The 19,648-nt window shown below is 67.8% G+C and carries 23 protein-coding genes; 11 read left to right on the forward strand and 12 right to left on the reverse strand.

Features of this window, described 5'->3' with window-relative positions; translation table 11 throughout:
* The first annotated feature begins 25 nt into the window (after positions 1 to 25).
* From ODR01_RS18465 to ODR01_RS18485, 5 genes are all read left to right on the forward strand, one after another.
* Positions 26 to 673, forward strand: coding sequence for a 50S ribosomal protein L25/general stress protein Ctc (locus ODR01_RS18465; protein ID WP_316979171.1), 648 nt, complete (start codon positions 26 to 28; stop codon positions 671 to 673).
* A gap of 33 nt (positions 674 to 706) precedes the next feature.
* Positions 707 to 1,333 (forward strand): aminoacyl-tRNA hydrolase, encoded by a 627-nt coding sequence (gene pth / locus ODR01_RS18470; protein WP_316979172.1) that lies wholly within the window; start codon positions 707 to 709, stop codon positions 1,331 to 1,333.
* Between the two features lie 111 nt (positions 1,334 to 1,444).
* Positions 1,445 to 2,545 carry a redox-regulated ATPase YchF gene (ychF, locus tag ODR01_RS18475; RefSeq protein WP_316979173.1) on the forward strand — a complete coding sequence of 367 codons (1,101 nt, stop codon included), beginning with the start codon at positions 1,445 to 1,447 and terminating at the stop codon, positions 2,543 to 2,545.
* A gap of 98 nt (positions 2,546 to 2,643) precedes the next feature.
* Complete coding sequence (locus tag ODR01_RS18480; RefSeq protein ID WP_316979174.1) at positions 2,644 to 3,531, forward strand: S-methyl-5'-thioadenosine phosphorylase; 888 nt, start codon at positions 2,644 to 2,646, stop codon at positions 3,529 to 3,531.
* A 125-nt stretch (positions 3,532 to 3,656) separates the two neighbouring features.
* Positions 3,657 to 4,052 (forward strand): c-type cytochrome domain-containing protein, encoded by a 396-nt coding sequence (locus ODR01_RS18485; RefSeq protein WP_316979175.1) that lies wholly within the window; start codon positions 3,657 to 3,659, stop codon positions 4,050 to 4,052.
* Between the two features lie 54 nt (positions 4,053 to 4,106).
* Here ODR01_RS18485 and ODR01_RS18490 read toward each other — a convergent pair whose 3' ends face one another.
* The 4 genes from ODR01_RS18490 to petA all read right to left on the reverse strand — a co-directional run bounded on the left by ODR01_RS18490 (position 4,107) and on the right by petA (position 7,951).
* Complete coding sequence (locus ODR01_RS18490; protein WP_316979176.1) at positions 4,107 to 5,297, reverse strand: MFS transporter; 1,191 nt, start codon at positions 5,295 to 5,297, stop codon at positions 4,107 to 4,109.
* Positions 5,298 to 5,370: 73 nt separating this feature from the next.
* Entirely contained in the window at positions 5,371 to 6,129 is a 759-nt protein-coding gene (locus ODR01_RS18495) for a cytochrome c1 (RefSeq protein WP_316979177.1), read from the reverse strand.
* The gene (locus tag ODR01_RS18500) at positions 6,129 to 7,385 is read right to left on the reverse strand and encodes a cytochrome b (protein WP_316979178.1); all 1,257 of its coding nucleotides are present in this window, start codon (positions 7,383 to 7,385) and stop codon (positions 6,129 to 6,131) included. Before ODR01_RS18500 ends, ODR01_RS18495 begins: the two co-directional genes overlap by 1 nt.
* Positions 7,386 to 7,396: 11 nt before the next feature.
* Positions 7,397 to 7,951, reverse strand: a complete 555-nt coding sequence (petA, locus tag ODR01_RS18505; protein ID WP_316979179.1) for a ubiquinol-cytochrome c reductase iron-sulfur subunit — start codon at positions 7,949 to 7,951, stop codon at positions 7,397 to 7,399.
* A gap of 214 nt (positions 7,952 to 8,165) precedes the next feature.
* Here petA and ODR01_RS18510 point away from each other — a divergent pair, with 214 nt between their 5' ends.
* From ODR01_RS18510 to hemF, 4 genes are read left to right on the forward strand one after another with little or no spacing between them, the layout of a single operon-like run.
* The gene (locus tag ODR01_RS18510; protein WP_316979180.1) at positions 8,166 to 8,465 is read left to right on the forward strand and encodes an ArsR/SmtB family transcription factor; all 300 of its coding nucleotides are present in this window, start codon (positions 8,166 to 8,168) and stop codon (positions 8,463 to 8,465) included.
* Positions 8,466 to 9,083 (forward strand): cation transporter, encoded by a 618-nt coding sequence (locus tag ODR01_RS18515; protein WP_316979181.1) that lies wholly within the window; start codon positions 8,466 to 8,468, stop codon positions 9,081 to 9,083.
* Positions 9,084 to 9,116: 33 nt separating this feature from the next.
* Entirely contained in the window at positions 9,117 to 9,581 is a 465-nt protein-coding gene (locus ODR01_RS18520) for a tRNA (cytidine(34)-2'-O)-methyltransferase (protein WP_316979182.1), read from the forward strand.
* A complete protein-coding gene (gene hemF / locus ODR01_RS18525; protein ID WP_316979183.1) occupies positions 9,581 to 10,459 on the forward strand; it encodes an oxygen-dependent coproporphyrinogen oxidase in 879 nt (292 codons plus the stop codon). Before ODR01_RS18520 ends, hemF begins: the two co-directional genes overlap by 1 nt.
* A 166-nt stretch (positions 10,460 to 10,625) precedes the next feature.
* Here hemF and ODR01_RS18530 read toward each other — a convergent pair whose 3' ends face one another.
* The 8 genes from ODR01_RS18530 to ODR01_RS18565 form a co-directional block, all read right to left on the reverse strand.
* On the reverse strand, positions 10,626 to 11,891 hold the full coding sequence (locus tag ODR01_RS18530) for a CCA tRNA nucleotidyltransferase (protein ID WP_316979184.1): 1,266 nt from the start codon (positions 11,889 to 11,891) through the stop codon (positions 10,626 to 10,628).
* Between the two features lie 58 nt (positions 11,892 to 11,949).
* On the reverse strand, positions 11,950 to 13,398 hold the full coding sequence (locus ODR01_RS18535) for a glycosyltransferase family 2 protein (RefSeq protein WP_316979185.1): 1,449 nt from the start codon (positions 13,396 to 13,398) through the stop codon (positions 11,950 to 11,952).
* A complete protein-coding gene (locus tag ODR01_RS18540) occupies positions 13,395 to 14,501 on the reverse strand; it encodes a HEAT repeat domain-containing protein (RefSeq protein ID WP_316979186.1) in 1,107 nt (368 codons plus the stop codon). The genes ODR01_RS18535 and ODR01_RS18540 overlap by 4 nt, the downstream gene beginning before the upstream one ends.
* Before the next feature lie 16 nt (positions 14,502 to 14,517).
* Positions 14,518 to 15,774: a YaiO family outer membrane beta-barrel protein gene (locus tag ODR01_RS18545; RefSeq protein ID WP_316979187.1), complete on the reverse strand. Its 1,257-nt coding sequence runs from the start codon at positions 15,772 to 15,774 to the stop codon at positions 14,518 to 14,520.
* Entirely contained in the window at positions 15,771 to 16,166 is a 396-nt protein-coding gene (locus ODR01_RS18550) for a response regulator transcription factor (protein ID WP_316979188.1), read from the reverse strand. Before ODR01_RS18550 ends, ODR01_RS18545 begins: the two co-directional genes overlap by 4 nt.
* 90 nt (positions 16,167 to 16,256) lie before the next feature.
* The gene (locus tag ODR01_RS18555; protein WP_316979189.1) at positions 16,257 to 16,529 is read right to left on the reverse strand and encodes a DUF6111 family protein; all 273 of its coding nucleotides are present in this window, start codon (positions 16,527 to 16,529) and stop codon (positions 16,257 to 16,259) included.
* Positions 16,526 to 17,134, reverse strand: a complete 609-nt coding sequence (locus ODR01_RS18560) for a CoA pyrophosphatase (protein WP_316979190.1) — start codon at positions 17,132 to 17,134, stop codon at positions 16,526 to 16,528. The genes ODR01_RS18555 and ODR01_RS18560 overlap by 4 nt, the downstream gene beginning before the upstream one ends.
* Positions 17,131 to 17,700 carry a DUF1285 domain-containing protein gene (locus tag ODR01_RS18565; protein WP_316979191.1) on the reverse strand — a complete coding sequence of 190 codons (570 nt, stop codon included), beginning with the start codon at positions 17,698 to 17,700 and terminating at the stop codon, positions 17,131 to 17,133. The genes ODR01_RS18560 and ODR01_RS18565 overlap by 4 nt, the downstream gene beginning before the upstream one ends.
* A gap of 56 nt (positions 17,701 to 17,756) precedes the next feature.
* Here ODR01_RS18565 and ODR01_RS18570 point away from each other — a divergent pair, with 56 nt between their 5' ends.
* Together ODR01_RS18570 and ODR01_RS18575 are read left to right on the forward strand one after the other, a co-directional pair.
* Positions 17,757 to 18,749 carry an AAA family ATPase gene (locus ODR01_RS18570; RefSeq protein WP_449441457.1) on the forward strand — a complete coding sequence of 331 codons (993 nt, stop codon included), beginning with the start codon at positions 17,757 to 17,759 and terminating at the stop codon, positions 18,747 to 18,749.
* Positions 18,750 to 18,766: 17 nt separating this feature from the next.
* Positions 18,767 to 19,648 (forward strand): DUF58 domain-containing protein, encoded by an 882-nt coding sequence (locus ODR01_RS18575; protein ID WP_316979193.1) that lies wholly within the window; start codon positions 18,767 to 18,769, stop codon positions 19,646 to 19,648.

Genomic DNA, 19,648 nt, shown 5'->3' on the forward strand with positions numbered 1-19,648 from the left:
GCTCTTGCCAACAAGGAGAGTACCCATGGCAAAGCATACGGTTCTCGCGGCTGAGCTCCGCGAGCGGGCCGGTAAGGGGGCAGCCCGCGCAACTCGTCGCGCAGGTCGCATTCCCGCCGTCCTCTACGGCAACAAGCTGGAACCCAAGATGGTCTCGCTCGACCCCGTCCAGCTGAACATCGAAATCAACAAGGCCGGCTTCTTCGGCCGCGTCTTCGAGATTGACCTCGGCAAGGAAAAGTTCGCCGTCCTGCCGCGCGACGTGCAGTACCATCCGCTGACCGACCGCCCGATCCACCTCGACTTCCTGCGTTTCTCGGCCGAGACCAAGGTTCACGTCGAGGTCGCCGTCGACTTCCAGAACGAAACGGCGTCGCCGGGCCTCAAGCGGGGTGGCGTGCTCAACGTGGTGCGCCGCGACGTCGAGCTGGTGTGCTCGCCCGAGAGCATCCCGGAGAGTATCGTCGTCGACCTGACCGGGCTCGACATCGGCGATTCGATCCATATCAGCCACGTCAAGCTGCCCGAGGGCGTCGAGCCGGCGATCACGGATCGTGACTTCACCATCGCCACCATCGCCTCTCCGTCCGTGGAAGTGGTGGAGAAGGCCGAGGGTGCGGAAGAGGAACTCGCGGCGCCGACCGCCGAGCCGGCAGCGACTTCGGAGGAGTAAGCCCTCCCGTCCCCTCACGACGGAGGAATCGGCATGCTGTTGGTGGTCGGCCTCGGCAATCCGGGTTCCGACTACGCCAGGAACCGGCACAACGTGGGATTCATGGCGGTGGACGGTATCGTCCACCGCTACCGGTTCTCGTCGTTCCGCGGCAAGTTCCAGGGCCAGATCGCCGAAGGCGAGGTGGCCGGCCGCAGGATCTGCGTGCTGAAGCCGATGACCTTCATGAACCGCTCGGGCGACTCGGTGCTGGGCGCCCAGCGCTTCTTTAAAGTGCCGCCCGAGAACGTGCTGGTCTTCCACGACGAGATCGACCTCGCCCGCGGCAAGCTGCGCGTCAAGCGGGACGGCGGGCACGCCGGCCACAATGGGCTGCGCTCGATCCACGCCCGGATCGGCCCGGCCTATCGGCGGGTGCGCATCGGCGTCGGCCATCCCGGCGACAAGGACCGCGTCGCCAGCCACGTGCTGAAGGATTTCTCGAAGGCCGAGGCCGGCGAGGTGGAGCGGATGGTCGAGGCGATGGCCGAGGCCTTTCCCTTCCTGGTGGTCGACGACGACGCCGGCTTCATGACCCGCGTCTCGCTCATTCTCAACCCGCCGGTCCACAAGCCGCGCAAAGAGGCCGACGACAACGGAAACAGCCAGGAACGAGAGTAGTTTTGGGGACACCATACTAAATTCGACGGGTGGCTGCGCGATCCCGGAAATCGGTTGAATTTAGTATGGTGTCCCCAAAACTGTGAAACGAGCGGAAACGGAGCCCCGGCAATGGGATTTAACTGCGGCATCGTCGGCCTGCCCAACGTCGGCAAGTCGACTCTTTTCAATGCCCTGACCGAGACGGCCCAGGCCGAGGCCGCCAATTATCCGTTCTGCACCATCGAGCCCAACACCGGGCGCGTCGCCGTGCCCGATGCCCGGCTGGACCGCATCCATTCCATCACCAAGTCGGCCAAGAAGACGCCGACCTTCCTCGAATTCGTCGACATCGCCGGCCTGGTGCGCGGCGCCAGCAAGGGCGAAGGGCTGGGCAACCAGTTCCTGGCCAACATCCGCGAGGTCGACGCCGTCATCCACGTGCTGCGCTGCTTCGAGGACGAGAACGTCACCCACACGGAAACCTCCATCGACCCGGTGCGCGACGCCGAGGTGGTGTCGACCGAGTTGCTGCTGGCCGACCTCGACAGCCTGGAGCGGCGGGCCGACCAGACGGCCAAAAAGGCCAAGGGCGGCGACAAGGAGGCGCGGGCCAGGATGGCCGTCATCGAGCCGGTGCTGGAAGCCTTGCGGGCCGGCCGCACGGCGCGCAGCGTCCCCCTGCCGCCCGAGCAGAAGCGCGAGCTGCGCCTGCTGCAACTGCTCTCCGCCAAGCCGGTGCTCTATGCCTGCAACGTCGACGAGGCGGCGGCCGCCACCGGCAACGCGCTGACCGAGAAGGTCGCCGCCATGGCCAAGGCCGAGGGCGCCGGCGCGGTAGTCATCTCGGCCAAGATCGAGGCCGAGATCGCCCAACTGGCCGACGCCGCCGAAAAGCGCGACTTCCTGGAAACCCTGGGGCTTACGGAAACCGGGCTGGCCCAGGTCATCAAGGCCGGCTACGGACTTTTGGACCTGCTCACCTTCTTCACCACCGGGCCCAAGGAAAGCCGTGCCTGGACGGCGCACGGCGGCGCCACGGCGCCGGAAGCGGCGGGCGTCATCCACACCGATTTCCAGCGCGGATTCATCTGCGCGGAGACCATCGGCTACGACGACTTCATCGCGCTGGGCGGCGAACAGGCCTGCAAGGAAGCCGGCAAGATGCGCCAGGAAGGCCGCGAGTATAAGGTGCGCGACGGCGACATCATGCTGTTCCGCTTCAACGTCTAGGCAGCGGCGAGTCGCGACGCTCTTGCTGGTTGCGGGGGCCGTCCGAACCTGGAAGACTGGCCGCCAGCGGCGACCTTGCGAGGGAAAGGATTGAAACCATGGCGGAACCCGGCACGCCCCCGGTCGTCGGCGTCATCGGCGGCAGCGGCATCTACCAGATCGACGGCCTGACCAACACCCGCTGGGAGAAGGTGACATCCCCCTTCGGCGAACCGTCGGACGCCCTGCTCATCGGCGAGTTGGACGGCCGCAAGATGGTGTTCCTGCCGCGCCACGGCCGCGGCCACCGCGTGCCGCCCAGCGAGATCAACTATCGGGCCAACATCGATGCCCTGAAGCGGGCCGGGGTCACCGAGATCATCTCGGTCAGCGCCTGCGGCTCGTTCAAGGAAGAGCTGGCGCCCGGCACGTTCGTGGTGGTCGACCAGTTCATCGATCGCACCTTCAAGCGCGAGAAAAGCTTCTTTTCCACCGGCCTGGTCGCCCACGTCGGTTTCGGCCATCCGGTGTGCGCCCGCCTGGGCGATGCCCTGGAGGCGGCGGGGCGCGAATTGGGCCTGCCGATGGCGCGCGGCGGCACCTACCTGGTGATGGAAGGGCCGCAGTTCTCGACACTCGCCGAATCGAACCTCTATCGGTCGTGGGGCTGCCACGTCATCGGCATGACCAACATGCCGGAGGCCAAGTTGGCCCGCGAGGCCGAGATGTGCTACGCCACCGTCGCCATGGTCACCGACTACGACTGCTGGCACCCCGACCACGACCACGTGTCGGTCGACGCCGTCATCAAGACGCTGCTGGAGAATGCCGACAAGGGCCGTGCCCTGGTCCGCCGGGTGGTCCCCAAGCTGGCCGGGCGCGCCGCCCCGTGCGCCAAGGGCTGCCACACGGCGCTCGACATGGCGCTCATCACCGCGCCCGAGGCCCGCGACCCGGCGGTGATCGCCAAGTTGGATGCCGTGGCCGGGCGCGTGCTGGCCGGCTGACGGAACCCGGGCAAACGGCACGCGGGAAGCGCGCGGCGGTTGAGAGCATGTGTAATTTTCCGCGCCCGAGTGTTACACTGATCGGAAGGAAAAGCGCCGTCCGGAACCAAGCCTGGGAGGTACCGATGTTCACCCGTATGCGTCGCCTGTCGTGGGCCGCGGGCGCAACCGCCGCGGCGGTCCTGGCCATGGCCGCCGCCGCAGCCGTCGCCGAGGAGCCCATCTCGTTCAAGGAAGACGTCGCCCCCATCATCCAGATCCGCTGTCTGGAATGCCATCAGCCGGGCGGCGACGGCTTCGTACAGAGCGGCCTCGACCTCAGCTCCTACGCCGGGGTCATGAAGGGCACCAAGTTCGGGCCCGTGGTGGTGCCCGGCGATGCCATGACCAGCAACTTCCTGGTCGTCGTCGACGGCCGCGCCTCGCAGGCCATCCGCATGCCGCACGAGCGCAAGAAGCTGACCAAGTGCGAGATCGATATCCTGCGCCGCTGGGTCAATTCCGGCGCCAAGAACAACTGAGATCCTTCTTTCCGGAGAAGATGTCGCGGCCCCGGCCCCGCCGGGGCCGTTCGTTCATCCGGCCGGCGCGGCCAGGCGGCGGGCCCGCCTGAGCCACAGGATGGCCAGGGCGGCGGCGACGACGAAGGGCAGCGCGAAAACCTGCACCGCGTTCCAGCCGAAGAAATGCAGCACCGCGCCCGAGGACAGCGAGGCCGTCGCCACCGAACCGAACACCAGGAAGTCGTTGGCCGCCTGCACGTGGGCCCGCTCGGCCGGCCGGTAGGTTTCGGTCAGCAGCGTCGAGGCGCCGACGAAGGTGAAGTTCCAGCCCAGGCCGAGGGCGACCAGGGCGACCCAGAAATGGCCGATGTCGAGGCCGGCCAGGGCGACGGCGGCACAGGCGGCCAGCAGGGCGGTGCCGGCCAGCATGACGTTGAGCACGCCAAAGCGCTGGATGATGGCGCCGGTGACGAAGGAGGGCGCGAACATGGCCAGCACGTGCCACTGGATGACCAGCGCTGCGTCGGGCACGCCGAAGCCACAGCCGACCATGGCCAGCGGCGTCGCCGTCATCACCAGGCTCATCACCCCATAGCCGACCATGCCGCCCAGCACCGCCACCGCGAAGGTCGGCTGGCGGACGATGGCAAGAAGCGGCCGCCCGCCTTCGCTCGCTTCCGCCGCCGAGGGGAGCGGAATGTCCAGGAAAACCAGGAAAAGGGCGGAAAGGATCGGCAGCCCGGCCAGGGCCACGTAGGCGCCGAGGAAGGGAATGGGGGCCAGGACGTCAGCCGTCAGCTTGACCAGCTCCGGCCCGGCCACCGCCGCCGCAACGCCGCCGGCCAGCACGAGGGAGATGGCGCGGCTCTTGAAGGCGGGGGCCGCGACGTCGGCGGCGGCAAAGCGGAAATACTGGCCGAAGCCGCCGTTGAGCCCCATCAGGAAGCAGCCGAAGGAAAACAGCCAGAAGGCCCCGACATAGATGGCGAAGGCCGCCGTCAGGGCGCCCGAGAGGCCGATGGCGGCGCCCAGCAGGAAACCCGGCCGCCGGCCGACCCGCTTCATCAGCAGCGAAGCCGGCACCGTGGCGACGAGGGTGCCGACCACCACCATCGACACCGGCAGGGTGGCCAGCGCCGGCTCCACCGCGAGCGTCGCCCCGACCAGGCCGCTGAGAATGATCAGCATGCTCTGTCCGGTGGTGAACAGGCCCTGGCAGGCGGCCAGGATCAGGACGTTGCGGCGGTCGCGAGAGAGAGTCACGTCATCCCCTTGACGAACGGGCCGCCGGCGGCAGCCGGCGGCCCATGCAAGAGCCCCAGGCGATCGCCGGCCGTCAGTGCAGCTTGGACCACACCTGGCGCTTGAGCGCGTAGAGCATCCCGGTCAGCACCACCAGGAAGATCAGCACCTTGAGCCCCAGGCGCTTGCGCGCCTCGAGCTCGGGCGAGGCCGCCCAGGCAAGGAACGTGGTCACGTCGTGGGCCATCTGCTCGACGGTGGCCGGCGTGCCGTCCTCGAACGTGACGCCGCCTTCGCTGAGCGGCGGCGGCATGGCGATCTGGTGGCCCGGAAAATGCTCGTTGTAGTACATGCCCTCGCCGACGGTGACGCCGGCCGGCGGCTCGTCCTTGTAGCCGGTCAGCAGTCCATGGATGTAGTCGGCGCCGCCCTTGCGGGCCTTGACGATGAGGGTGAGGTCGGGCGGATAGGCGCCGTTGTTGGCGGCCCGCGCCGCCTGCTCGTTGGCGAACGGCGGCACGACGCGATCGGCCGCCCGGGCCGGACGCATGTACAGGTCGCCTTCGTCGTTGGGGCCGTCCTCGACTTCCTTCTCGGCGGCGATCTCGGCGATCTGGTTGTCGTCGAGCCCGATGCCGGCGAGGTTGCGGTAGGCCAGCCCGGTGATGCCGTGGCAGGCGGCGCAGACCTGATTGTAGACGGCGAAGCCCCGCTTCAGCGCCGATTCCTCGAAATGGCCGAAGGGGCCGGCGAACAGCCAGTCCTGCTGGGGCAAGGCCGTCGTCTCGGCGGCGACGGCCGGGGCGGCGCCCAAGGCCAGCGCGGCCATGGCGGAAAGGACGATCCGGCGCATCACGAAGCCCCCCCTGTCTTGACGCCGCGTCGGGTGACGGCGGCACTGATGCTTTCGGGCAGCGGCCGCGGCCGTTCCAGCTTCCCCAGCACCGGCACGATGACCAGGAAGTGGAAGAAGTACCAGAAGGTGGCCGCCTGCCCGGCGATGACGAAAAGGCCCTCGGGCGGATTGGCCCCGATGTAGCCCAGCGCCAGGCAGTCGACAAGGAACAGCCAGAAGAACTGCTTGTAGAGGGGCCGGAAGCGGGCGCTGCGCACCTTCGAGGTATCGAGCCACGGCAGCACCAGGAGGACGGCGATGGAGCCGAACATCATGGCGACGCCGATCAGCTTGGCCGGAATGAACCAGATGTCGAACGTGATGGCGCGCAGGATCGCGTAGAACGGCAGGAAGTACCATTCCGGCACGATGTGCGGCGGCGTCTGCAGCGGGTTGGCCTCGATGTAGTTGTCGGGCTCGCCGAAAAAGTCGGGAGCGAAGAAGACGAAAGCCAGGTAGACAATCAGAAACGCCCCGAGGCCGAGCGAGTCCTTGGCCGTGTAGTAGGGGTGGAAGGGAATGGTGTCCTGCTCGCCCTTGACGTCGATGCCCAAGGGATTGCTGGACTTGTGGCTGTGCAGCGCCCACAGGTGCAGGAAGACCAGCCCGAAGATGACGAACGGCAGCAGATAGTGCAGGGCGAAGAAGCGGTTCAACGTCGGGTTGTCGACCGCGAATCCGCCCCACAGCCAGGTGACGATCTTGGGGCCGACCAGTGGAATGGCCGAGAACAGGTTGGTGATGACGGTGGCGCCCCAGAAGCTCATCTGGCCCCAGGGCAGCACGTAGCCGACGAAGGCGGTGGCCATCATGGCGAACAGGATGAGCACGCCGATGATCCACAGAAGCTCGCGCGGCGCCTTGTAGGAACCGTAATAAAGGCCGCGGAAGATGTGGATGTAGACCACGATGAAGAACATGGTGGCGCCGTTCATGTGCAGATAGCGCATCAACCAGCCGTAATTGACGTCGCGCATGATCCGCTCGACGCTGGCAAATGCGTAATCCACGTGCGGCGTATAGCTCATCGCCAGGAAGATGCCAGTGGCGATCATGATGACCAGCACGATCCCGGCCAGCGAGCCGAAATTCCACCAGTAGTTCAGGTTCCGGGGCGTCGGGTAGTCGATCAGGTGATGGTCGACGAAGGTGAACACCGGCAGACGGTAGTCGATCCACTTGACGGTCGCGTCAATCCACTTCGGACTAGCCATGGCCGCCCCCCTCAACCGATCCGGATGGTGTTGTCGTCGCCGAACGTGTAGGGCGGCACTTCCAGGTTGGTCGGCGCCGGCCCCTTGCGGATGCGCCCGGCGGTGTCGTAGACCGAGCCGTGGCAGGGGCAGAACCAGCCGCCGAAATCGCCCCTGAGATCGCCCGACTTCTGGCCCAGCGGGATGCACCCCAGGTGCGTGCAGATGCCGACCATGATCAGCCATTCCGGCTTCTGCGCCCGCGCTTCGTCGGGCTGCGGATCGGGCAGGGTTTCGATCTTCACCGCGCGGGCCTCCTCGATCTCCTTGGCCGTGCGATGGCTGATGAACACCGGCTTGCCGCGCCATACCACGGTGATCCGTTGGCCTTCCTGAACGGGCGTGAGATCGACGTCGGTTGACGCCAGGGCCAGGACATCGGCCGCCGGGTTCATGGAATCGATGAAGGGCCAGGCCGCCAGGGCGGCGCCGACGGCGCCGACCGTGGCCGTGGTGATCAGAAGGAAGTCGCGTCGGGAACCATCCTCGGGATGGCCGAGGGAAGCCGGAGTGGCCTTGTCGGTCATGAACACTCCTTAATGATAGTAATTATCCATATGCACAAACACGGCTTCGCCCCCACAGCGGGGCAACCGCCGTAGGGGCGAAGGATATACCCGCATTAGATGCGAATGAAAATAACCAAGATCAAGAAAAAGGACGCCCGGATGCCCGAAAAAAGCCTTGCATCAATCAAACAAATGTTCATATATCGACCTGTTCACATTTCAGGAGAACGCCGTGCCCGATGATCAGGTGGTCGAAATCGCCGAGGTCTTCCGCCTGCTGGGCGATCCCACCCGGTTGCGCGTCGTCCTGGCCTGCCTCACCGAGGCGCGCGCCGTCGGCGACATCGCCGACGCCCTGGAGGTCTCGCCCTCGCTGGTCAGCCATCACCTGCGGCTGCTGCGCGCCGCCCGCCTGGTGCGGGCCGAACGGCACGGCCGCGAGGTCCACTACACCGCCGCCGACGAGCACGTGCGCTGCATCCTCGTCGACATGATCGACCACGTCCGCGAACCGGAAACGGAGACCGTCTGAATGGCCTGCTCGTGTCATTGCGAGATCGACAACTCGGCCGCCGTCGGCGCCTACCGCCGGGTGCTGTGGATCGTCATCGCCATCAACGCCACCATGTTCGTCGTCGAGCTGACGGGCGGCCTGATCGCCGGCTCGGTGTCGTTGCAGGCCGACGCGCTCGACTTCCTGGGGGATTCCCTGACCTACGGGATCAGCCTCGCGGTGCTCGCCATGAGTCTGCGCTGGCGGGCCGGCGCCGCCCTCGTCAAGGGCGCCTCGATGGGCCTGTTTGGCGTCTGGGTGATCGGCACCTCGGCCTACCATGTCCTCTATCCCGGCCTGCCCAGCGCGCCGATCATGGGCGGCATCGGCACCGCCGCGCTGATCGCCAACGTGACCAGCGCGCTGCTGCTCTACCGCCACCGCCAGGGCGACGCCAACATGCGCTCGGTGTGGCTGTGCAGCCGCAACGACGCCATCTCCAACATCGCCGTCATCATCGCCGCCAGCGGCGTGTGGGCAACCGCCACCGCCTGGCCCGACCTCATCGTCGGCGCCATCATGGCGATCCTGGCGATGAGTTCCTCCTATCAGGTGATCCGCCAGGCCAGGGCCGAATGGGGGCTCGCGGCAGCATAGCGGCGGCCCATCGCCTCGGCTATCATCGCGGCCATGCGTTTGGCCCTTTTCGAACCCGACATTCCGCAGAACGCCGGCACCATGATCCGCACCGCGGTGTGCCTCGGCGTGCCGGTCGACCTTATCGAGCCGTGCGGCTTCGTGTGGGGGGACCGCCATTTCCGCCGCGCCGGCATGGACTACCTGGAGCGTGCCGGGATCACCCGCCATGAATCGTGGGAGACCTTCCTGGCGGCCAGCCGCGCGGCCCATCGCCGGTTGGTGCTGCTGACGACCAAGGGCACCGTTCGCCATATCGATTTCCGCTTTGGGCCCGACGACGTGCTGATCGTCGGGCGCGAGAGCGCCGGCGCGCCGGAGGCCGTGCACGCCGCCGCCGACGCCCGTCTCGTCGTCCCGATGGCGGCGGGCGAGCGCTCGCTCAACGTGGCGGTGACTGCCGCCCTGGTCCTGGGCGAGGCTTTGCGCCAGACCGGCGGCTTCGGAGGGGATGCCTGATGGAGCGCTTCACCGCAGAGCACAAGCGGCGGGCCGCCATCTGGTTCAAGCGGTTGCGCGACGATATTTGCGCGGCGCTCGAGGCGCTCGAGGACGAATTCGCCGATGCGCCCCCCTATGACACCGCCCCGCCCGGCCGCTTCGAGCGCACCCGCTGGGCGCGCGAGATCGAGGAAGGCGGCCGGGCCCACGGCGGCGGCGGCGTGATGGGGCTTCTGCGCGGACAGGTATTCGAGAAGGCCGGGGTCAACGTCTCGCTGGTCCACGGCACCTTCTCCGAGGAGTTCCGCCAGCGCATGCCGGGCGCCGCCGAGGACCCCCGTTTCTGGGCCTCCGGCGTTTCGGTGGTCATCCATCCGCGCTCGCCCAAGGTGCCGGCGGTGCACATGAACACCCGCATGATCGTCACCACCCGGGGATGGTTCGGCGGCGGCGCCGACATGACGCCGGTCGTCGAGGTCCCCGCCGACACCGCCGACTTCCACGCGGCACTGGCCACCGCCTGCGACGGCTATCGGGCCGGCGCCTACGCCGACTACAAAAAATGGTGCGACGAGTACTTCTTCCTGCCCCATCGCGGCGAAACCCGGGGCGTCGGCGGCATCTTCTATGACACCCTGGATTCCGGAGACTGGGAGCGGGACTTCGCCTTCACCCAGGCGGTGGGGCGCGCCTTCCTTGGCATCTATCCCGAAATCGTGCGCCGCCACGCCGCCGAGCCGTGGAGCGAGGAAGACCGCCGCCGCCAGTTGGTCAAGCGCGGCCGCTATGTCGAGTTCAACCTGCTCTACGACCGTGGCACGCTCTTTGGCCTCAAGACCGGCGGCAACGTCGAAGCCATCCTGATGAGCCTGCCGCCGATGACGGCGTGGCCGTAGCTGGGGGCAACTCCGATACACCCCCACCCCAACCCTCCCCCGTCGAGGGGGAGGGGGAAGAAAGGTGCTTGCCATGGCGTCCACCCCCTCGCGGGGGAGGGACAGGGAGGGGGGGGCCGAGAGTTTGATGCCGAGCGAGGAGGCGATCCTATCGGATCGCAAGACCCTAACCGGCCAAATCGCGCAGGCGGGCTAGGCAGGCCTTGCGATCGGCCGTGAAGTCGCCGGCTTCCCACCACGCCTCGACCGCCTTCAGCAGTTCGCCGAGGCGCGGCCCCGGGGTGACGCCGAGGGCGGCGGCGTCGGCGCCCTTGAGCGGAAAGATCGGCGCCGGCCAGCCGGCCGCCGTTTCCAGCAGGGCGGCCCAGGCGGCGTTGCGCCCGCCGCCTTTGCGCGGCGCCACGGCCAGCTCGCCGGCCCACGCCAGCAACACCCAGTCGCGAGCCGTTTCGTTGCCGCAATGATAGACGGCGCGGTGCAGCGCCGTAGTACCCGCCTCCGGCGTCAGTTCGAAGGCCGGGGCCGCGAGGGCGGCCAGCCGCGCCGCCTCGCGCCGGGAAAGCCGCAGGCGTTCGGCCAGGACGGCGGCGCCATTGGCATCGGTGCGGAGCAGGGCGGCCAGGCGGCGCAGCGCGTCGGGGCTGACGCTTGCCAGCTTGAGCGCGGTCGAATCGAGCCAGGTCATCATGCGCAGGCGGCCGATGTCGGTGGGCGGCGGCACGACGTGTTCGAGCACGTGGGTGTCGTGCATGAGCACCGCGGTATCGGCCGCGTTGGGGGCCAGCAGGATGCGGAACATCTCGTCTCGCACCCGCTCGCCCGACAGCCTGGCGATGCCGGGAGCCAGTTGCCGGCAGGCGGCCAGCGCCTCGGCGTCGGGCGGCGGCCGGCCGTAGGTGGCGTACATGCGAAAGAAGCGCAGCAGCCGCAGGTAGTCTTCCTCGATGCGCTCGCGCGGGATGCCGACGAAGCGCACCACGCCGTCGCCGAGGTCGGCCAGGCCGTCGAACGGATCGTAGATGTCGCCCGCCGATGTGCAGGACAGCGCGTTGAAGGTGAAATCGCGGCGCGCCGCGTCGGCGATCCAGTTATCGGTGAAGGCCACCTTGGCGTGGCGCCCGTCGGTGGCGAGATCGAGGCGCAGCGTGGTGATCTCGAATTTGGCCGCGCCGATCATGGCGGTGACGGTGCCGTGGGCGATACCGGTGGGGATGACCTTGATTCCGGCCGCCTCCAGCAGCGCCGTCACCGTGGCCGGCGGGTCGGGGGTGGCGATGTCGACGTCCTTGACCGGCCGCTTGAGCACGGCATCGCGCACGCAGCCGCCGACGAAGCGCACGTCGGCGCCCCGGGCGGTCAGCGCGGCCATGACGGCCCGCGTTTCCGGCGCCGTCATCCAGGGCTGCGGGGCGATCTTGCCGGTCGGTTGCACGGATGGGCGATCCTTGGCCATGACAGGCAGGCGAGGGTGGCCGGACGGCTTGACCCTGTCAAGGCAGGCGGCGGCCCTCGCCCTTGCCGAAACCCCGCCGCTCCATCAACCCCCAACCCTTGGCACCGCGCAGGAACTGCCAGTAACCGGCGATTCGCCACAGATTGTTGATCTGGCGATAGCCAAAGTTCTCGGCCACCGCCACCAGGGTCAGCAAGGCAAGATCGCGGGGGCGCGGATAGCGGTGCAACTGGAGTTCCTCGAGGATCAGCGCTCCAACGCTGACGCAGACACCGAAGACGAAAGTCAGGGCCAGGAAAGCCAGTAGGTACTCCACGCCGAGGAGCCCCGTCCCCCAAAGCAGCGGAATCAGCAAGTAACCCAGGACCTCCAGCGGCGGTCCCAGGACGTCGGCGAGAAAGAGATAGGGGAACCCGACCAAGCCCGCCGCCCCGTAGCGGGGATTGCCCAGCATACGGAAATGCGTGAAGAAGGTTTCCAGCGCGCCGCGCTGCCAGCGACGGCGCTGGCGGCCAAGTTGCCGCAGTGTGACTGGCACCTCGGTCCAGCACACCGGGTCGGCCACGAAGCGGACTTCGCCGTTGATGCCCCGTTCATGAATCAGGCGATGGATCTTGACGATGAGGTCGATGTCCTCGCCGACCGTGCCGAGGCTGTAGCCGCCGACGGCAACCACCGCGCTCCGCTTGAAAATGCCGAAGGCGCCGGAAATCACCATGAGAGCGTTAAGGCGACTCCAGGCCAGCCGCGCCATCAGGAAGGCCCGCAGGTATTCGACAATTTGGAAGAGGGCGAGCGGCTCGCCGGGCAGCCCCACTTCGACCACCTGCCCGGCCCGCACGGTGCAGCCGTTGACAACGCGGATGGTGCCGCCCACCGCCAGGACTTGGATGGGATCGTCTGCGAACGGCTGGACAGCCCGCAGGAGCGAGTCGTTCTCCAGCAGTGAATCGGCGTCCATGGCGCATACGAGAGGCATGCGCGCCAGGTTGATGCCGGCATTCAAGGCATCGGCCTTGCCGCCGTTCTCCTTGTCGACGACCATCAATTGGGGATGGCGGGACGACCTGTAGATGTTGCGGATCGGCCGGTGAGGCACCGCCTCCTCGAACGCGCGGGCCGCGGGACGCAAATCGAACGCTCCGATCATTTCGCCGAGCGTGCGATCGGTCGAACCGTCATTGATCACGATGATCTCGAAGTTGGGATAGGTAAGGGCGAGCAGGGAGCGAATGTTCTCGACCACCGTCGCTTGTTCGTTGAAGGCGGGAACCAACAGCGAGATGGGAATGGTCGAATCGCTGAGTTGCAGCCATACTTCGCGCCGATCGGGAACGGGCGGACGCGCGCGAAGGGCAACGAAGGAAATGGTGAACTGCACGAGGTACAGAAGGTTCTGAAGCGCGCCTGCGGCAATGATGGCGAGGCCAACGGCGACGGCCGCCGTGCCAACCGCTGCATGCAGCGCCTGAAGGCCAGGCATCATGCGGCCTCCGCCTCGGCCAGCACTGCCGTCACGATTTCCCGGGCCGAACCGGGTTCGGCGGCAAGCCGTTCGAGGGTGCGTAGTCCTTCCCCACCGATCTGAGCCAGAGCGCGGGCGGCACGGAAACGCACCCACCATTCCCCGTCGGCCAGCAACGAGACGAGCGCCGGCACCGCGTCCGCAAGTCCGATGGTGCCGGCGCAGATGGCAGCCTGGGCCCGCACCACCCAAGATTCGTCCGCAAGCCCGGCCAGAACGGTCGTGGCTGCGCCAGGGTGGCCGATCAGCGCCAGCGCCCGCATGGCCTCAGCCCGCACGTCGACCGCCGAAGACGCCGCCAGAACGATGATGGCGGGCAGCAAGGTGGGGTCCCGTGTGCCGGCCAGGCCGTAAAGGGCGAGCACCTTTACCGTGTCAGGGACCTTGGCAGTGAGAAGGTCCAGCATCTCCGCGGTGCGTCGGGGAGCCAGGTCGCGGAAGATCTCGCGCATGGCCCGCGAGTGAATGGCACCGCCGATGTCGAGGGGCTCGATAAGGGCCCGTAATGATTGCTCCGCCCCCGCATCGACCAGCGCCTGCGTCGCGGCAAGCCGAACCCGCGGCGAACGATCGCCAAGTGCCGCTGTCAATGCTTCAATCGCCTGCGGGTCGTCAAACAGCGCCAGCGCGGCGACGGCGCGCAGGCGATGCTCCTCGTTTCCCCAACCGGGAGGGAGGAACCAATTGACCGCGACGGCCCCGGCACGAGGATGTCGCTCGCCGCTGCCGCTTCCCAGAACGTCCAAGAAAAATTTGCAGCCACCCAATTCGTTGACCATGCGGAGAAGGTTGTCGCGCGCCGGGCCCCGGACCAAGCGCGCCAGATCCTCGAGCATGTCGCGGATGTCGTTCCGGTCGTCTTCCGTCAGATGATCGATCAGATCCCTGCCTTCCTGGGGGTCCTCCAGATACTCGAAAACCAAGCCGCGCAGCGCCTTCTGACGGGCCTTGCGAAGACGGGCCCACCGGTCGATGACGAGGCGCCGGATAATCAGGACCAACATCGTTCCCAGGGATGCCGCTGCCAGAGCCAGGGAAGCGAACCAGATGAGCCAAAGCAGCATGGCCGGCGCCCGCGCGTCAGAAGCGATAGCCGACGGTGGCGGAAACCACGTCGCGGATATAGGTGTTCTTGCGATTGTCGTGGCTGTAGGAGACCGTCAGGTCGACGTCAGGCGTCAGGCCGAACACGATGCCGCCGAAACTCGAACGGGTTTCCACGGTGGTGCCGAGTTCGGTCTCCGGCGCCACGGCACTGCCGCCAAACAACCGCAGGCTGTCCAGCACCTGCCAATCGGCCCGCAGCGACCACCCCGCCGCGCGCTTGTTGCCCGCCTCGGCGTCGAAGCTGTTGAGCCAGCGCCCGGTCAGCCAGACCCGCCCATCGAACAGGTATTGCTGAAGTCCCGGGTTGACGGTCCGAACATCGCCGGTTGCGTAATGGCTGTGCCTGATATCGGCGAGGGCCTCTGTCGGCCCGATCACAGCCCCCCCCGCCCAGAGCCTCAGGGTGGCGCCGGCCTCGGCAGTCCAGCGGGCCAGGAAGTCGGCATCCGGGGTCGCCCCCACCTGCAGGCGGACGCGGAGATCCGGCCCCACGCGCTGCTCGACGCCTCCCCGCAGATAGGTGTCCGTCTGCCCGAAACGGCGGCTGACCTGCACTCCGCCCAGCAGGCGGGTATCGTCATCGACATCGAACGAGCCGTCGGCCTCGACCTCGCGCCAATCCCGGTTGCCGCTGCGCGAAAACGTGCTGTGCGAATAGCCGAGCGCGATGCGTCCGCGGTGGGCCATGGCCGACTGCGCAGCCTCGGCGTCGGCCATCCCCTTGCTGGCTTCCTCATTGCCGGGAGCGAGACGAAGAACCTTGGTGAACGCGGCCGTGGCGGCCGTGGCGTCGCCCCGGTATAGGGCCAGGCGGCCTTGAAGGTTGAGAACGTCGACGTTGCCGGGGAAGTCGCCAAGCAGATCCTCGACATCGGCCGCCGCCTCGTCATGGCGGCCCATCCACCCTTCGATGCGGGCTGCCGCCAGACGGAGATCGAAATCGCCAGGCGCCAGGACCAGGCCACGCCGCACCGTGGCCAGCGCCTCGGCGTGGCGCCCTTGGTAGCCCTGGACGAGGCCAAGGTGCAAAAGGGCGGCCGGATCATGCGGCCGTATTTCCAACGCTGCCTTCAACCCTGCTTCGGCGGCGGCGTAGTTGCCCGCCGAGCGGGCCACCAGCGCATCCCGCATCAGCGTCTCGAAATCGGCCGCCAATGCCCCGACCCCGGTCAGAACGAGCAGCGCCAGTGCCCCGAAAAGGACGCCAAGGCGGGTTTGCCCGATCCTCACGAAGATGGTGCTCCGGTCAGCAGCCGTTCGACTCGGGCCAGCAATTCCTCGGGCATGAAGGGCTTCACCAGGTAATCGGAAGCACCGAGTGCGAGCGCATTGACGATGTCCTGTCCCCGCCGCCGGGCCGTCAGCATGACAACGGGAATGGTGGCGAGGGTCGGGTCTTCGCGCATGCGGCGCAGCACCTCAAGCCCGTCCAGGCCCGGCAGCATGCCATCGAGGATGACTACGTGCGGCCGCCCGGTCCGGATGCGTTCCCACGCCTCGGCACCATCGGCGACGATCTCGACCTCGAATTTCTTGAGACGCAGCTTGTGCCCGATCAGATCGGCAATAAGGTCGTCGTCCTCCGCGACCAGCACGCGCCGCCCCTGGAATGTTTTCTGCATTCCCGAGAACCTTTCGTTCCCAGCCGTTCTCGCCGCAGGCTCGGCGCCTGCATCATAGCGTGTCGGACCCGGCGATTGAACCGAAATGGCCTACTCGACGTATCCCGGCACGATGCGGCCGTTCTCGGTGCGGGGCGGCACGTACGTGCCCTCGGGCGAACCGCCGCCGGTCAGCGCCGAGATCCCCAGCACCGCCAGCATCAGGAAGAAGCCGGCGACGATCAGCCAGAACCACGGCCCCTCGTACCACAGCGGCGGCTCCTCGGCCGTCCGCCGGTGCTTACGGGCGATCCACGTCCACACCAGGTAGACGGCGACCGGTAGGATCAGCGGAAACAGATATTGAAACAGGATGCGGATCATCGGCGATTCAGCCGTTGGTACAGATTGATCAGCATACCGGCAGTGGCGCCCCAAATGAAGTATCCCTCGTAGGGCATGGCGTAGAAATGGCGATCGCGGCCGGCGATGATGCGCTCGTGCCGCTGGTGGTTGGCGGGATCGAGCAGGAAGGCCAATGGCACCTCGAAGGCTTCCGCCACTTCGCGGACTTGCGGCGTCAGCGTGAACGGCGGGGCGACGACGCCGACCACCGGGGTGATGGAAAAGCCGCTGCCGGTCATGTAGTCGTCGAGGCGGCCCAGCACCTCGATGTGGCGGCGATCGAGGCCGATCTCCTCTTCCGTTTCGCGCAGCGCCGCGTCCTCGGGGCTGGCGTCGTCGGGCTCGATGCGGCCGCCGGGAAAGCAGATCTGGCCGGCGTGCTCGGGCAGGTCGTCGGTGCGCCGGGTGAACAGCACGGTCAGGGCGTCCTTGCGGTCGATCACCGGCACCAGGACGGCGGCCGGCACCAGCGCCCGGCGGGCCACCATGTCCGGGTTGAGATCGGAATCGCCATGCAGCCGGGCCGCGCCGCCGTTGCCCCCCGCGCTCGCGTGGAATTCCTCGACGAACCGCCGGCGCCTCATTCCCCGTGGTCCAGGCGGCCGATGGCGAAAAACGAGCCGGCGCTCCACACCCCGTAGAATTGCTCGCCGTCGATCTTTTCTTCGAGGCCCCGCGCCACCACCTCATAATACACGGACCGCGTCAGGCGCGCCGGCATGCCGTCGCGGATCAGGACGTAGGGCGACGGTTCGGCGGTCGCCGGATCGGTGGCGACGTCGAGCGGATGGTCGTTATCGAGGGTAACGATTTCGTCGACGTTGGTGCGGAAGCTCAGCACCTGTTCGCGGCCCGCCCCGGCGGTGAACAGTTCGACCGCCAGGAACGGCGCGTCCTCGACCTCGACGCGGCCCATCTCGGCGGGGGTCACCAGCCAGTAGCCGCCGTCGGCGGCGCGGCAGAGGGCGGAGGCGAAGAGACAGACCATTTCCTTGCGCGGGATCGGCGAACCCCGGTAGTGCCAGACCCCGTTGCGATCGATGCGGATGTCGAGGTCGCCGCACAGCGTGCGGCCCTCGGCGGGAACTGGCAGCAGGCCCGTTTCGGAAGATGAGGCGGGATCGGGGAGTTCCGAGGGGGTATGATTCATTCCCGAGGGCCAACCTTAGCGGAGAGAACGCGGTGACGGGTAAGGCAAAAGATAACGTGAATTTGTCGGACTCCAAGGACCTTGTCACGGAAATCGACCGGCTGGGCGTGCAAATCGCGGCGGCCGGCGTCGGCATCGGGCGGGTCATCTTCGGCCAGCCCCGGGTCCTCGAGGAGACGTTGATCACGCTGCTGGCGGGCGGCCACCTGCTGCTGATCGGCGTGCCGGGCCTGGCCAAGACCCGCCTGGTCGAGACGCTGGGCACGGTGTTCGGCATGGAAGCGAGGCGGGTGCAGTTCACCCCCGACCTCATGCCGGCCGACATCCTGGGCTCCGAGGTATTGGAGGAATCCGAAACCGGCCGGCGGTCGTTCCGCTTCATCCAGGGGCCGGTGTTCTGCCAGCTTCTGATGGCCGACGAGATCAACCGCGCCAGCCCGCGCACCCAGTCGGCCCTGCTGCAGGCCATGCAGGAGCGCCGCGTTTCGGTGGCCGGCCACTATCACAACCTGCCCTCCCCGTTCCATGTGTTGGCCACCCAGAACCCGCTGGAGCAGGAGGGCACCTATCCGCTGCCCGAGGCCCAGCTCGACCGCTTCTTCATGCAGGTCGACGTCGACTATCCCGACCGCGAGGCCGAGCGCCAGATCCTGATCGCCACCACCGGCGCCAACGAGGCCGAGGCCCAGCGGGTGATGAACCCGCTCGACCTGATTTCCGCCCAGCGGCTGATCCGTCACGTGCCGGTCGGCGAAAGCGTGGTCGAGGCCATCCTCACCCTGGTGCGCAACGGGCGGCCCGAAACCTCGTCGATCCCCGAGGTGAAGAAGCACGTCTCGTGGGGACCGGGGCCGCGGGCCAGCCAGGCCCTGATGCTGGCGGTGCGGGCGCGCGCCGCCATGCAGGGGCGCCTCGCGCCGTCCATCGACGACGTGCTGGCGCTGGCCCATCCGGTGCTGCGCCACCGCATGGCGCTGACCTTCGCCGCGCGGGCCGAGGGGGTCGCCGTCGGCGACGTCATCGACCTGCTCAACGCCAGCGTCGCCTGAAAGGACAGCCGCCCGCGATGGCCGAAGCGCGGACCAGACTGCACCATAGGGCCGAGGCGCTGGCCGCCACCCTGCCGCCGCTGCTGGTGGCGGCCGAACGGGTCGCCGCCACCGTCTCGCAGGGCGTGCACGGCCGGCGCCGGATCGGCCAGGGCGAAACCTTCTGGCAGTTCCGCCGCTACCAGGCCGGCGATTCGGCCGGCCGCATCGACTGGCGCCAGTCGGCCAAGTCGCAGCCCGTCTACATCCGCGAGAACGAGTGGGAGGCCGCGCAAAGCGTCTGGCTGTGGCGCGACGGCTCGCCGTCGATGGCCTACCGCTCCAGCGAGGCCGTGCCCCTCAAAAGCGCGCGGGCCGACCTGTTGACCCTGGCCTTGGCCTCGCTGCTGGTGCGCGGCGGCGAGCACATCGCCCTGATCGGCACCGGCGTCGCCCCGGCCGCCGGGCGCGCCGCGCTTCTGCGCATCGCCGACACCATCGAATTCGGGCGCACGGCGGGAACCAGCCTGCCCGCCGCCGAGCCGCTGCCGCGCTATGCCAGGATCGTCATGGTCGGAGACTTCCTGGTGCCGCTTGCCAGGCTGCGCGAAACCCTGGCCGCCTTCTCGGCGCGCGGCGTCAAGGGCCACCTGTTGCAGATCCTCGATCCGGCCGAGGAAACCTTTCCGTTTGCCGGCCGCATTCAGTTCGAGGGGCCGGAGGACGAGGGCCGCCTGCTGATCGGACGCGCCGAATCGGTGCGCGACGATTACCGCGAGGCGATGGCCGCCCATCAGCGGGGCCTGGAGGCGCTGGCCCGCCAGACCGGTTGGTCGCTGGCCACGCATCGCACCGACCGCCCGGCCGAGACGCCGCTGCTGGCCCTCTTCCTGGCCCTCTCGCAGGGAGTGGACGCCTGA

Source organism: Shumkonia mesophila, assembly GCF_026163695.1.
GTDB lineage: Bacteria > Pseudomonadota > Alphaproteobacteria > Rhodospirillales > Shumkoniaceae > Shumkonia > Shumkonia mesophila.